Origin of the sequence: Leadbetterella byssophila DSM 17132 (assembly GCF_000166395.1) — a bacterium.
In the GTDB taxonomy this organism is placed as follows: Bacteria; Bacteroidota; Bacteroidia; order Cytophagales; family Spirosomataceae; genus Leadbetterella; species Leadbetterella byssophila.
This window is the reverse complement of the sequence record NC_014655.1, coordinates 1,067,190-1,080,717: the sequence shown is the minus strand read 5'-3', so window position 1 is coordinate 1,080,717 and position 13,528 is coordinate 1,067,190. Positions and strand designations below refer to the sequence as shown.

Annotated in this window: 13 protein-coding genes; 8 read left to right on the top strand and 5 right to left on the bottom strand. The window is 40.9% G+C overall.

The genetic code is table 11. The annotated features are described in order from the left end of the window. Nucleotide 1: 1 nt before the first annotated feature. Nucleotides 2-925, bottom strand: coding sequence for a citrulline utilization hydrolase CtlX (ctlX, locus tag LBYS_RS05100; protein WP_013407812.1), 924 nt, complete (start codon nt 923-925; stop codon nt 2-4). 40 nt (nt 926-965) lie between these two features. Next, entirely contained in the window at nt 966-2,384 is a 1,419-nt protein-coding gene (locus LBYS_RS05095; RefSeq protein WP_013407811.1) for an arginine deiminase family protein, read from the bottom strand. Nucleotides 2,385-2,604: 220 nt separating this feature from the next. Between LBYS_RS05095 and lysA the strand changes: the two genes are divergently transcribed. Genes lysA through LBYS_RS05080 form a run of 3 tightly spaced genes read left to right on the top strand, consistent with a single transcriptional unit; the run spans nt 2,605 to nt 6,041 of the window. After that, nucleotides 2,605-3,813, top strand: a complete 1,209-nt coding sequence (lysA, locus tag LBYS_RS19030; protein WP_041823445.1) for a diaminopimelate decarboxylase — start codon at nt 2,605-2,607, stop codon at nt 3,811-3,813. A gap of 3 nt (nt 3,814-3,816) precedes the next feature. Next, the gene (locus tag LBYS_RS19025; protein ID WP_013407809.1) at nt 3,817-4,983 is read left to right on the top strand and encodes an acyl-CoA dehydrogenase family protein; all 1,167 of its coding nucleotides are present in this window, start codon (nt 3,817-3,819) and stop codon (nt 4,981-4,983) included. Nucleotides 4,984-5,033: 50 nt separating this feature from the next. Further along, complete coding sequence (locus tag LBYS_RS05080) at nt 5,034-6,041, top strand: Gfo/Idh/MocA family oxidoreductase (protein WP_013407808.1); 1,008 nt, start codon at nt 5,034-5,036, stop codon at nt 6,039-6,041. Here LBYS_RS05080 and dnaB read toward each other — a convergent pair. Continuing rightward, nucleotides 6,038-7,576, bottom strand: coding sequence for a replicative DNA helicase (gene dnaB, locus LBYS_RS05075; RefSeq protein ID WP_374750192.1), 1,539 nt, complete (start codon nt 7,574-7,576; stop codon nt 6,038-6,040). The genes LBYS_RS05080 and dnaB overlap by 4 nt on opposite strands. 196 nt (nt 7,577-7,772) lie before the next feature. On the opposite strand from dnaB, the gene LBYS_RS05070 reads away from it, so the two are divergent. The 5 genes from LBYS_RS05070 to holA all read left to right on the top strand — a co-directional run bounded on the left by LBYS_RS05070 (nt 7,773) and on the right by holA (nt 11,973). Further along, the gene (locus LBYS_RS05070; RefSeq protein ID WP_013407806.1) at nt 7,773-8,711 is read left to right on the top strand and encodes a PhoH family protein; all 939 of its coding nucleotides are present in this window, start codon (nt 7,773-7,775) and stop codon (nt 8,709-8,711) included. A gap of 64 nt (nt 8,712-8,775) precedes the next feature. Beyond that, the gene (locus LBYS_RS05065; protein WP_049781321.1) at nt 8,776-9,927 is read left to right on the top strand and encodes a zinc metalloprotease; all 1,152 of its coding nucleotides are present in this window, start codon (nt 8,776-8,778) and stop codon (nt 9,925-9,927) included. After that, on the top strand, nt 9,928-10,386 hold the full coding sequence (locus tag LBYS_RS05060) for a deoxycytidylate deaminase (RefSeq protein WP_013407804.1): 459 nt from the start codon (nt 9,928-9,930) through the stop codon (nt 10,384-10,386). Beyond that, the gene (locus LBYS_RS05055) at nt 10,383-10,973 is read left to right on the top strand and encodes an acyl carrier protein phosphodiesterase (RefSeq protein ID WP_013407803.1); all 591 of its coding nucleotides are present in this window, start codon (nt 10,383-10,385) and stop codon (nt 10,971-10,973) included. Before LBYS_RS05060 ends, LBYS_RS05055 begins: the two co-directional genes overlap by 4 nt. Next, complete coding sequence (gene holA, locus LBYS_RS05050) at nt 10,960-11,973, top strand: DNA polymerase III subunit delta (RefSeq protein ID WP_013407802.1); 1,014 nt, start codon at nt 10,960-10,962, stop codon at nt 11,971-11,973. Before LBYS_RS05055 ends, holA begins: the two co-directional genes overlap by 14 nt. On the opposite strand, the gene LBYS_RS05045 is transcribed toward holA, so the two are convergent. Continuing rightward, nucleotides 11,957-12,469, bottom strand: a complete 513-nt coding sequence (locus LBYS_RS05045) for an NUDIX hydrolase (protein ID WP_013407801.1) — start codon at nt 12,467-12,469, stop codon at nt 11,957-11,959. The genes holA and LBYS_RS05045 overlap by 17 nt on opposite strands. Further along, entirely contained in the window at nt 12,466-13,479 is a 1,014-nt protein-coding gene (locus LBYS_RS05040) for a YncE family protein (protein WP_013407800.1), read from the bottom strand. Before LBYS_RS05040 ends, LBYS_RS05045 begins: the two co-directional genes overlap by 4 nt. Nucleotides 13,480-13,528 lie beyond the last annotated feature (49 nt).

Below are 13,528 nucleotides of genomic sequence, written 5' to 3'. Positions count from 1 at the left end.
GTTATTTCTCAGGTAAATGTATTTCTGCAATCATACAGCGAGCAGAACCTCCACCCACTGTTTCTATAATATTTAGGTCAGTATGTAATATCTCAGCAAAATAATCCATGGTGTCTATTTGTTCTCTTCTTAGAGAGAAATAGGCCTGATCTGACATCACTAGGAAGTTTTTGTCCTTTTTATTCTTCACCAAAAGCATGTTTCCGGCAAAATGGTGCATCTGCTCCAAGGATATCTCCATGATGTTCTTACCGGTCTTCTCTAATTTCTGTTTTACCATTAGTCTTTGGTCAGGATCCTTGATGGCATCTAAACATATGACACAGAAAGTGTCTCCCATACTCATCATCACATTAGTATGGTAAACCAAGTTATCCTCTTTATCATAGGCTTCAAACAGCACAAGTTCATAATCTATCACCTTTTGCCAGGCCTTCAATACATCCGGATGCGTTCTGCTGGATCTTGCCACATAGGCTATCCTATTCATTCTATCAAGCACCAAGGAACCGGTTCCTTCTAAGAACTTCCCTTCACTTTCAAAGTGAGTCAGATCTAGTAGTACATGAAAATCAAAATTCTTTTTTAGGAAATCTAAAATGTCTTGTCTTCTTTCTGCTCTACGGTTAGGAGCCTCCATAGGGTAGAGCATCACCTTTCCGGAATGGTGAGTAGATATCCAGTTGTTCGGGAAAATACTATCCGGAGTATAAGGATAATCTGTGTCATCAAAAACGTGGACCTGAATGTCTCTAAGTCGCAATTGCTCAACGAGTTCGTCAAAATTATCTTGAGCTTTCTTATTTATATCCTTTTCAGGGAGTTCATTCGGATGCACAAAGGTATTGGTGGCTGCGGTTTCCGGGTTAAAGGCAAAATTTACTGGCCTAATCATCAGTAAATTAGATGTTACTTGCTCTTGCATAGCCTTTCTTATTTAAGGTTTTAGTTGTTCAATTTTATTATTATTTTTCAAAAATCCTAGCTCTGCGTAAGGGTAAGCTCATACAATGTGAACCTCCCCGCGCTCGAGACAATTCTGCTGAAGGTAGCAGAATAATGGTATTCTCCATTTCATGCGGATTAAGTGTGCCTTTTTGGAATTGACTTAAGACATCTTCTGCTTTTACTATTTTAAAACCTTTGGCTTCAAAAGCTGCATTGGTCTTATCGTTTCTGTCGTAGGCTATGGCTACACCTTCTTTTAAGACCAGGAGGTTACAGGAATCTGTCCATTGTTCCCTCTCTCCATAGGGGAATTGGTCATTTCCTGAATACACAAATTCTACTTTTTCCGTGCAGGCTAAATCCGTTTTAGAAATATCTTCCAGCAGGGCTTCTAAGTTTTCTACTTCTCTGCAAACTATCCCTTTATCTGTGTTTTCAAAAGTTCGGATCAGTACTTGCTCCTCCATGGGGGTGGGCTGTAAATCCCTCCAGCCCTCTTCATTATTCCTTTGAGGTTTTACTATAGCTTTTAACAGTACCCAGACATTTCTCTTGATAGGAGTGAAGACCGTGTCAATATGCATGAAGTCCCTTTTGTTTGGAATCTTAATGATACTCACCTTTTGGACAACCTTCTTTTGGAACAATTTATCCATAGCTTGACGTGCAGCTTCCAGGGTGGTCCTTTCTGAAATTCCAATCAACAAATGGTTTGGAGCCACCATCATGACATCTCCTCCTTCCAGTGTGTCTACACGTCTGGTTTTGTCTTCCGGTAAAAGGAAGTGCTCTTCATCTTCTTCTATCTCTATGATATTGTGTCTAAATTCCTGAAAATAAGGATGGTTAAAGAAGATATATTTTGCTATTAATGACTCTCGGGTTCTAGCTAATTTCGAGGGGCGGGTTAAGAGAATATGATCATTCACAACCACTCCAATATCTCTGGTGAAAATCAGATTGGGGACAGGAGGGAAGAACATCTCACCTTCTTCTGTCATTCCGGTCAATAGAATCTTGGATAGTTCTCTGTCAGAGTACTTTAGAAAATGTTCCATCTCCAGATAAGAGCATTCTTCTATGGCAGACACAGCTGCAACTAGTGGAATTCTTACTTCTGGAATAGCTAGTACCTCACAAAGTAGTCTCTCAATGTCTAATACCTTGTCGGATTTATAATAACCGGGACCGTTTGGTTTAAAAAAGCTTCTTTGTGGATCAGGTGTGTAATTTTTGATTACTTCCGGATCTAAGAAGTGCAGGAGCAATTGCACATAAAGGTCGTATTCCTTCTTGCGCATGGTGTCTAGATGAATAATGTCTTCAAATAGCCAGTCTTGCGCTTTTGATGGTACTACTTTGCCTAAACCGCTGTCCGGACTGTGAATTAAAAGAGCCTCCAGTGTGGAGACCTCAGAGTTGACGAAGATTTTCATTCTTGGTTGAATTAGTATAATGCAATATGTCTTTATGTTTTTACAAAGTCAAATATTCGCCTTATAATTACAATAATAATTCGCGAAACAATGAATATCAAGTAGAAATACGAATGCAATTATATAATTAGGCAAATATTTAAGTGAGTGGTATTATTTCTTAATGAGCATGGTGTGCTATAGCTCAATCCTTCTTATTTTTGTGTTTTATACCTTTCAAATGGAGAATACTACATTATTAGAATTAGCTGAAAACTATGGTACCCCTCTGTACGTGTATGACGGAGATGTGATCGCTGCGAAAGTAGAGAGGCTGCGTGCGGCTTTCAAAGAGGTGAATATGAAAATCAAGTATGCATGTAAGGCGAATACTAACATTAGCGTACTAGCATTAATGAAAAAGCTAGGGGTAGATATAGATGTAGTATCTCCACAGGAAATGAAACTAGCACTTTCAGCAGGGTTTTCTCCTGAACAGATCACTTTTACATCCTCTGGTGTAGGGTTTGACGAGATTGAAGCTTGTGTAAATGAGGGTGTTTTAGTGAATATTGACAATCTTTCTACCCTAGAAAAGTTCGGACAAAAATATGGTTCATCACTACCTGTATTTATCCGTATTCGTCCCAATGTAGCAGGAGGAGGCAATGAAAAGATCTCTACCGGCCATGGCAATTCTAAGTTCGGTATTCCTATTGAGCAAAAGGGGGAGATTTTAAAGTTGGTGAATAAATACCAGTTGCGTATAGTGGGATTGCACCAGCACACGGGTTCTGATATCAAAGATGGAAGTACCTTCGTTCAGGCGGCAGAGGTTATGTTTGAACTAGCCAAAGATTTTGATAACTTACAATATCTGGACTTTGGCGGAGGCTTTAAAGTGCCGTACAAGGAGGGAGATGTGGAGACGGATATGGAGGATCTTGGAGTACAACTAAGTGCCAGGTTCAAAGCGTTTTGTGCATCTTATGGTAGAGAACTAGAGTTATGGTTTGAGCCGGGCAAATACCTTGTAAGTGAATCCGGTTTATTGTTAGCCTCTGTTAATGTAGTAAAGAATAACCCAAATGGTACTCTTTTAGGCTTAAACACAGGTCTTAATCATCTCATTCGCCCCATGATGTATGACGCCTACCACGGAGTTTACAATATCAGCAAGGCTAAAGAAGAAGCTTCAAAGCGCTATAATATCGTGGGTTATATGTGTGAGACGGATGATATTGCCAAAGACAGAACCTTGCCGGAAACGGAAGAAGGGGATATTATGGCCATCAGGAATGCCGGTGCTTATGGTTTTACTATGGCATCCAACTACAATTCCAGATTCCGACCTGCGGAGGTGCTTTATTACCAAGGGAAATCTCATTTGGTAAGGAAAAGAGAAACCATGGAGGATATCTTGAAGAATCAAATCTTAATTGAACTATAAAAGATGGAAAGGTTTCCTGATTTCTACGGCATGGAAGAGCTGCTTACTGAGGAGCAACTTCTAGTCAGACAGTCGGTTCATGAATTTTGCCAAAGGGAGATCCGTCCCATTATTGAAGACCATGCTCAGAAGGCTACATTCCCTAGGCATTTAGTGCCCAAAATGGGGGAGATGGGCTTGTTTGGTCCTACCATTCCAGAAACCTATGGGGGACTGGGGGCGGATTATATCACTTATGGTTTGATGATGCAAGAACTGGAAAGGGTAGATTCAGGAATCAGATCCACTGCTTCTGTTCAAGGCTCATTAGTGATGTTTCCCATATTTGAGTTTGGGTCTGAAGCACAAAAGGCTAAATATTTGCCTAAATTGGCCTCTGGAGAATGGCTAGGTAGTTTTGGTCTGACAGAACCGGATTTTGGCTCTAATCCGGGTGGTATGCTGACCCATTTTCGGGAGGAAGGGGACTTTTTGATACTAAATGGATCAAAAACCTGGATTTCCAATGCTCCATTTTGTGACATTGCTGTGGTTTGGGCAAAGAATGAGCAGGGTAGGATCAAAGGATTAATAGTTGAGCGCGGAATGGAGGGTTTTAGTACGCCTGAGATCAAGAATAAATGGTCGCTCAGGGCCAGTGCTACCGGAGAGTTAGTTTTTGATGAAGTTAAGGTGCCCAAAAGTAATTTACTGCCCGGAGCAGATGGATTAAGGTCTCCATTAAAATGCCTGGATAATGCAAGATATGGTATTTCATGGGGTGCTATAGGTGCGGCAGTAGATTGTTACCTTACGGCTAAGCAATATGCACTGGAAAGGATACAATTTGACAAGCCCATTGCTTCATTTCAATTGACCCAGAAAAAGCTTGCAGAGTTTCTAACAGAGATTACCAAGGCTCAATTGCTCACCTGGAAATTAGGAGTGAATAAAAACGCAGGTAAGGCCAGTTCAGCACAGATTTCCATGGCAAAAAGAAATAACGTAGCCATGGCCTTGAACATAGCGCGTGAAGCCCGACAAATTCTAGGAGGGAATGGAATTACCGGTGAGTTCTCCATCATGCGCCATATGAATAATTTGGAGTCAGTGATTACATATGAAGGTACACATGATATTCATTTACTGATCTTAGGTCAAGAGATTACGGGCATACCTGCCTTTAAATAAATCGCTAAAAATTTAATTATTGATTAAATAGAGAAATAAATCCCATTTTTATGATAAGAGTTGGTTTGGTAGGATTCGGTTTGTCAGGTAGACATTTACAAGCTCCGTTCTTTTTGACTCATCCTGATTTTGAATTAAGATCCATAGTTACATCACAGGAATTGCCTCTACCTAGATTTCAAGGGGTTCACAGACTAAGCCAATGGGAAGATCTACTTTCAGATCCTGAGATTGATTTAGTGAGTATTTGTTCACCTAGTTCTACACATAAGGAATACGCTATTAAAGCTTTACAGGCCGGAAAACATGTATTGGTAGAAAAGCCCGTAGCAGCTAATCCTACAGATGTAGAGGAGATGTTTGATACGGCAAGAAAGTGCGGCAAAGTGCTTAGCGTCTTCCATAATAGAAGATTTGATAGTGATTTTCTTACTGTAAAAAGGGTGATAAAATCAGGGATTTTGGGAGAAATTCTTTCTTATGAGGCGCATTTCGATCGTTATAAGCCTGAATTGAATCCTAAAGCTTGGAAAGAGGCACCGGATCCCACAAATGGTATCCTTTATGACCTAGGAGCACATTTAGTGGACCAAGCCATTACCCTTTTTGGTTTGCCGGAAAGATTTAGCGGTTCCGTCTATACACAAAGAGAGAACTCCAGTGTAGATGATGCTTTCCATTTGAACTTACAAATGGGAAAGGTACAAGTGTTTTTGCGCTCAAGTCTCTTAGTGAAGGATCAAGGACCAAAATATATAATACATGGTTCCAAAGGTAGCTTTACCAAATACGGAATGGACGTACAGGAGGATCACTTAGTGAAAGGAATGCTTCCTGTCGACTCAGAATTTGGTTTTGAGCCAAAGGATAATAGAGCTTACCTTAGAACGCAAATTCATGGCTTAGAAATAGAAGGAAGGATAGACACAGAAAGAGGAAGTTGGTACCATTTCTTTAGCGCCTTAGCAGCCTCTATTAATGGCCCATCGGAACCATTGATAAAGTTCGAACAGATGCATAAGCAATTGGAGATCCTTAACGCCGTGAAAAACGTTTAGAATGGATATTCCTCGTCAGGGGATGATACGTCAGGGGTGGTGTTGATCTTACTCTTAAAGGTACTAAAGCCCGAGTCACTGGCTTGGGCTTCAAAATGATCTAGGCCTGAAAATTGGCTCAAGGCTCCACCTCCCAGTGAATTATTATATTCACCCAAGTTAGCAAACTTGGTAAATTTACCTATGAATTGAAGTGGAATGGTCTCCGTAATACCGGCACGGTTCTTTGCTATGATCACCTCTCCAATACCTTCAGTGGAGTTACCGTTCTCGTCTTCCATGATCTTATAATATTCCGGACGATATAAGAACATTACCATATCAGCATCCTGCTCAATGGAACCGGATTCCCTTAAGTCGGATAGTTGAGGCCTTTTATTACCACCTCTGGTTTCTACGGCCCTTGACAACTGTGACAGGGCAATTACGGGTACCTCTAATTCTTTGGCTAGGTTCTTTAAGGATCTGGAGATGGTAGCGATCTCTTGCTCACGACTGTTAGACACCCCTGCTCCGGCATCCCCGGTCATCAATTGTAAGTAGTCAATGATGACCATTTGCAAGTCATGCTGGGCCTTTAGTCGGCGGCATTTGGCTCTAAGTTCCAGAATACTTAAGGCAGGTGTATCATCAATGTAGATGGGAGAGGAAGATAGTTTCTTAATTCGATGATGCAATTGCTCCCATTCGTGGGGCTGCAAGGTACCTTTTCTAAGTTTTTCACTATCTAACTCAGCTTCTGCAGAGATCATCCTTAGCATCAGCTGCGTGGCAGACATCTCCAAAGAGAAGATGGCCACAGCTTTATTATGGTCAACGGCAGCATTTCTCATGGCAGATACCACGAAGGCCGTCTTACCCATACCTGGACGAGCCGCTATGATGATCAATTCTGTCTTTTGCCAACCTCCCGTAAGTCCATCTAGGTCACGGAAGCCGCTCGGTATACCTGTAATACCTTCATTATTGCTTAATTTCTTGCTTTCCAGCTCAGAAATGGTGCTTTTCATGATGGTTTTGGCATCCGCATAATTTTTACGAATGTTTCTTTCGGAGATCTTAAAAAAGGATTGTTCCGTCTTGTTTAAGAGGTCAAAGATATCCAACTCGTTTTCTGCCCCTTGGTGCATGATTTCCTGCGCCACACGTATCATTTCTCGCTTAATACCGGCCTGAGCCATAATCATGGCGTGAAACTCAATGTTAGAGGCTGAGTTTACGTGGGTAGTCAGGCTGGCTACAAATTTGGGACCGCCTACTTGCCTGATGAGTGCCCTGTTTCTGAGTTCTCTGGTGACACTGAGGGTATCAATAGCCTCTCCGGCTTCAGACATTTCCAGAATGACCTGGTAGATGATGCGATGTTCTTCAACAAAGAAGCTATCCGGAATGATAGACTCTTTTATGAGGTTAATGGCATCCTTATCGATCAACAATGCTCCTAGTACGGCGGCTTCAATTTCGACTACATGAGGTAAGCGAACGCCGCTTTGACGTAATGCGAGAGAGGAGATATGTTGGGTCGTTTCGTTCAAGGGTATAAAATCGATATACAAAAGTACTACGAAAAACCTGTCAAAAAAGTGGATCTTCTACACGAATATTTGCCAAATGCTCAGAAGCCTCTTAGTTTCAATATTTTGAATTTTGAAACATATTTTTTGTGGAAAAATTGACGATTATTGTTAATAAATTTGTGAGATTTGTGTACAATTTAAAGAGAAGCAGATTTTGATAGAAAAATCAATAAAATTAGAGATATCTAACCTGAACGAGTTCTTCGGTCCACAGAACGAAAATTTGCGTGAACTTAACGCATCCTTTCCGCAGAGCAAGATTGTAGCTAGAGGGGATGAGGTCTTTCTAAAGGGCTCTGCACAAGAGATTTCGCGCATAGAGGATGTATTTACTCGTTTGATCAAGTATTTTGAGAAATTCAATGTTTTACCCTTGAAGGAGGTTCAGAATACTTTGGAAGGGCATAAGATTGATGAGTATTTGAATCAAGACGATATTATCGTTCACGGAAATAGGGGATTAATAGTTAAGGCCAAAACGCACAATCAAAAGCGCTTAGTAGAGGCGGTTAAGGAGAACGATATCGTGTTTGCTATAGGGCCTGCGGGTACAGGTAAAACCTTTACAGCGGTGGCATTAGCCGTGAAAGCGCTGAAAGAAAAGTCGGTAAGGAAGATCATTATTACTCGTCCGGCGGTGGAAGCAGGAGAGAATTTGGGTTTTCTTCCTGGAGATTTGAAAGAAAAGATAGATCCCTATTTAAGGCCCATTTATGATGCCTTGGATGACATGATCTCAGCAGATAAATTGAAGGGATATTTGGAAAAAAATACTATCGAGATTGCGCCTTTGGCCTATATGAGAGGTAGAACCCTGGATAATGCCTTTATTTTATTAGATGAAGCACAAAATACCACACCCATGCAACTTAAAATGTTTTTGACTAGGATGGGGCCGTCGAGTAAGATCATCATCACAGGTGATAAATCTCAGGTAGACCTTCCTAAGAATCAAAAATCCGGTTTAGAAGAGGCAGCAAGAATTTTGAGAAGAATTCCGGGAATATCTTTCATAGAATTAGATGGCAAAGATGTGGTGAGACACCCATTAGTAGTCAAAATCCTGGAGGCTTATGAAAAAGCGGATTCTTAGTGTTCTTTTTTTTATTTTTTCATTTCAATCCTTTGCGCAGCATATTGATAGGTGTCCTCCAAGCATGGGTAAGTATCCTCGTCTGCATGAACTATTGAATTCAAAAATCGAAGAGAAGAAGAACGCTAGAAAATCAGCAAATGAGGGGGTAGTCAGAATTCCTGTGGTGGTTCATGTGATTCACAATAATGCTAACGGTGCCTTAGGGGGTACTAATATCAGTGATGGGCAGATCCTTTCACAGATTGAGGTCCTCAATGAAGACTATCGTAGAAAAATAGGTACTCCCGGGTATAATAACCATCCGGACGGGGCAGATATGGAGATAGAGTTCTTTTTAGCTCCCATAGATCCAGAAGGAAGGGAAACCAACGGAATTAACAGAGTATACTCAGCCAAAAGAAGCTTTAGCGTATTGTCTGATGCCTATAATCTATCTGATCTAGCCTATTGGGATTCCAATAGATATCTAAACATTTGGGTAGCTAATCTCTCAGGAGGTTATTTGGGCTTCGCTGAATTTCCTTTTGGGAATTTTGAAGGACTTGAGCTTCAAGAAGTAGATGAGAAAATTGACGGTGTAATCATTGATTATCGGGCTTTTGGAAGGAAAATGGGCGCCGTAGAGGAACCTTACAATTACGGAAGAACGGCTACGCATGAAATCGGACATTGGTTAGGTCTGATCCATATCTGGGGAGATGAATACTGCGGAACGGATTTTTGCGATGACACACCTCCTGCCGAATCAGCTAACCGTACTTTGACTTGTAATGATATTCTTTCTAACTGCAGAGTACGTAATTCGAGGAACATGATAGAAAACTTCCTGGATTATACTGTGGATTCTTGTATGAATGTCTTCACCAATGATCAAAAGGCCAGAGTAAGGGCTATTTTAGGAATAAGTGAAAGGCGCAAGCAATTGGTGGCAAATGCGGACCTTTTCTTTGAAGTTCAGGAGCCTATAGTCGTGAAAGTATTAGGAAATCCAGTGGTTGGGGAACATTTGGAATGTAAAATTCAAGTAAATCAAGCCAGGGACTATTCCGTGGAGATAGTTGATCCTTTGGGTAGGAAAGTATATTCAAAAAACTTCACTTCGGCTTTTGGACAAATACTTAAGATTCCCAAAAAGGAATTGGGGCAAGGGGTGAGGCATTTGAAAGTCATTTCAGGAAACCTTCAGTTTAATTATAGATTATTAGTTTTATAAATGGACAAACCTAAGTTTGATGATATTTTCATGGATTTGGCTATTCAATTAGCCAAAAGATCGCACTGTGTTCGCGCGCAAGTGGGAGCGGTCCTAGTGAATGATACCAGAATTATATCCATAGGCTATAATGGACCTCCTGCGGGTACACATAATTGCGACGATGAGTTCGGAGAACAGGGCTGTCCCCGAGATTCTAAAGGAAGCTGTTCCTTAGCCTTACATGCTGAGCAAAATGCCATACTTTATGCTACTAAGAATGGGGCTAATGTAGAAGGTTCTACCCTGTATGTGACCTTATCACCCTGTATAGCCTGTGCTCGGGTCATCTTTTCTATGAAAATCAAAAAGGTTTTTTATTTGAACTCTTACGCAGAATATAAAGGCTTGAGTTCGGATGAGGGTGTGGATTTTTTACGTAGATTTGGAATAGAGGTAGTGAAATATGAGCCATCATGAATTATCTGGCACATCTGTTCTTAGCGGGAAATAACCACGGAAAGATCTTAGGCGCTTTGCTGGAAGATTATATCAGAGGTGGTATTGAAAACGAAAAGAACAGAACATTACCGGAAGACGTTAAAGCCGGGCTGAGGCTTCACAGGCATATTGATACCTTTACGGATACAGATCCTACAGTTGGAAAGATTAAACAAAAGTTCTATACTCCATTTGGGAAATATTCCGGAGTTATAGTAGATGTGCTGTTAGACCATTTCGTCCAAAAACACTGGGATCTATATGCACAGGAGCCTTTTTCGGATTTTCGGTCCCGGATCTATCAAAGTTTGACCACTCAATATACTGAGTTGCATCCTCTACCATTAAAGAAATTAATTGCTTCCATGGTGGAGCATGATTGGCTGCAAAACTATTTGTATTTTTGGGGACTGGAAAAAGCAATGTCCAGTTTGAACAGAAGGGTTCATGGAGTAGATCTGGTAGAATCCGTATCTGTATTCAAGAATCATTATGAGGAAATTGAAGCTGATTTCTTGGAATATTTTCCAAGGCTAATCGCAAGCACTACCAATGAATTACCGTAAAATAGTTAAAGATCTAAATTCGAATAGTCTCAAGCCCTTGTATTTCCTACATGGTACGGAGCCGTATTACATAGATTTAATGGCTGAAAAGCTCCTGGAAGTCACGGTTCCCGATTTTGAAAAGGGCTTTAATGAATATGTCCTATACGGTAAAGACGTAAGTACCGGCGATGTATTGAACGTAGCCAGGAAGTTTCCCATGATGGCCGAACGTCAGTTGGTTCTGGTCAAAGAAGCCCATGCTATTACGGATCTGGGACAAAAAGAGGGCCAGGCAAGATTAGAAGCCTATGCCAAAAATCCTTTGACCTCTACCGTATTGGTCCTTTGCTTTGGTAAGCCTCAAGACGAAAGGAAAACGTGGGTGAAGGCATTTGCGGGCAAAGGAGAGCTCCATCATTTCAAAAAGATGTATGACTCTGAAGTGCCGGAGTTTATATCCGAGTTATGTAAGGAGGAGAATCTAAAGATTAGTCCGAAAGCTATACAATTATTGAGTGAGCATTTGGGGAATAATCCTCAGGCTATAAGTAAAGAAATAGAGAAACTCAAGATCAATCTTCAAGAAGGGGAGACCATAGATGCGGATATCATTGAGAAATATGTTGGCGTTTCTAAGGAGTTCAATGTTTTTGAATTGCAAAAGGCTTTGATTGATAAACAGGTAACCAAAGCTTTCAAAATAGCTCATTATTTTGGTAGTAACTCGAAAGATCATCCGGTTACAGTTAATATTATCTCTCTTTATAATTTCTTTTCCAAGGTTTTACTTCTCCATGGTTTAGGAGGTAGACCTGATGCGGAACTATCAAGAATACTAGGAGTAAATCCTTATTTTCTAAAGGATTATAAGAGAGCCGCCCAAAACTACTCTTTGTCTCAGTTAAGGAAAGTGATCCAGGCCCTACGTTTAGCGGATGCCAGATCCAAAGGTGTAGATGCGGGTAATATCTCTGATATGGATCTTTATAAAGAGTTAATATTTAGTTTTCTGAGCTGATTCTTTCTATCACCCTTAGAATCGAGTCTTCTGAAGTGTAGTCTTCTATTTCGGAGAAAGGTATCCAAAGAATCTCGTTCGTTTCGTGGTTTTGTATGATGGGTGCCTTAGAATCTGCTTTAACTAAATAACGCACATCATAATGGTAATGGGCCGGCACATCCTTTCTTTCCGGAATCAAATGAATATCCAGGTCTATGACCTCTTGCTGCTCAGCCTCGACCAGAATGCCGGTTTCCTCCCATAGTTCTTTTAGGGCTACTTCTAAAGTGTCCGGGTTACCGTCGCAATGTCCTCCGGGTTGCAGCCATTTATCTAATTTTTTGTGATGTATGAGTAGAATCTTGTCCTCGTCAACGGCAAATACTGACGCGGTCAGGTGGCCTTGCAGATTACTTCTTAGATAGGCATCCGGATTATCCTCTATGAACTCAATAAACCTTTGTTTGAGTTTCCATTGTTCTTCTGACTGTGGTAGGTATTGATATAAGGTCATGGCATGTAAATAATGGCATTCGGCTTTAGTCCCACGCTGATGGAACCTGTGATGTCTCCGGTTTTTAGGTCAATAATCTGAACCGTATTTTGTTTTTGATTGACTAACCAAAGTTTGGAGGCAAAAATAAGAAATTGGTGGGGATCATGGTGCGTTTCTATCTTCTGAATTTCTTTCCAGGAGCCATCTGCTTTCCTGAACTTTCTTAGGTAATTCTGGCCTTTGGTACAGATCCATAGATTTCCCTCTTCATCAAAAGCAGAATATCCGGGAGCAAAGTCCAAATCCAGATGATCTATCACTTGAAAACTTCTGAGGTCAATGATATTTATTGTCTTTTGGGTGGAATTTTCTACAATAACATGATAAGTGTCTCTGCCCGGCCATACGTTAGTAGGGAAGGGGTCAACCTTAATGTCTCTGATGACCTTTTTGGTTTGGGCATCAATTACAGTAAGGAATGAAGATTCCAGACAGGTAACTACTACATACCTCCCCTCGTTTGCAAATAAAATCTCATGGGGATCCGCACCTACCGTGATGGTGGCTAACTGACTTCCATCTAGTGCGGAATGAACTAAAATCCTTCCGGAATGGGAAACCAATCCTGTCCAGATTTCTTTGCCGTCTGGGGAGAACACAGCATTGTGATTAGCATAAGGAACGGTGTACGTATTTTCCAGTTTATTGGAGGCTTTGTTCCAAACAGATACATGACCTTGGACTTGCAAGTTATGTAGTCCGTCATGTCCTTCTGAAAAGTCATATTCAGGGAATGCGAGAGCTATTTTGTCGGCTTGCGGACTTAATCCCAGATGGTGCAAGTAAGTGGCTCTGGGAGCTTTTAAATAGATCCTTTGCTTTTCTTCCATAGTGTTCGGATCGATAAAGGAAAGGCTATTGTCGCCACCGTTAGCTGTCACGAGTGCAGGAGTCATCACTTGGGAGATCTCTTCACTTTCTTTGCAGGATATAAGGGTGATAAGTAGTAAAGCTAAAAGTTTGCGCATAAAAAAACGTTGTCCTTTTGAGACAACGTTTCAAAGTTAATATTATTCG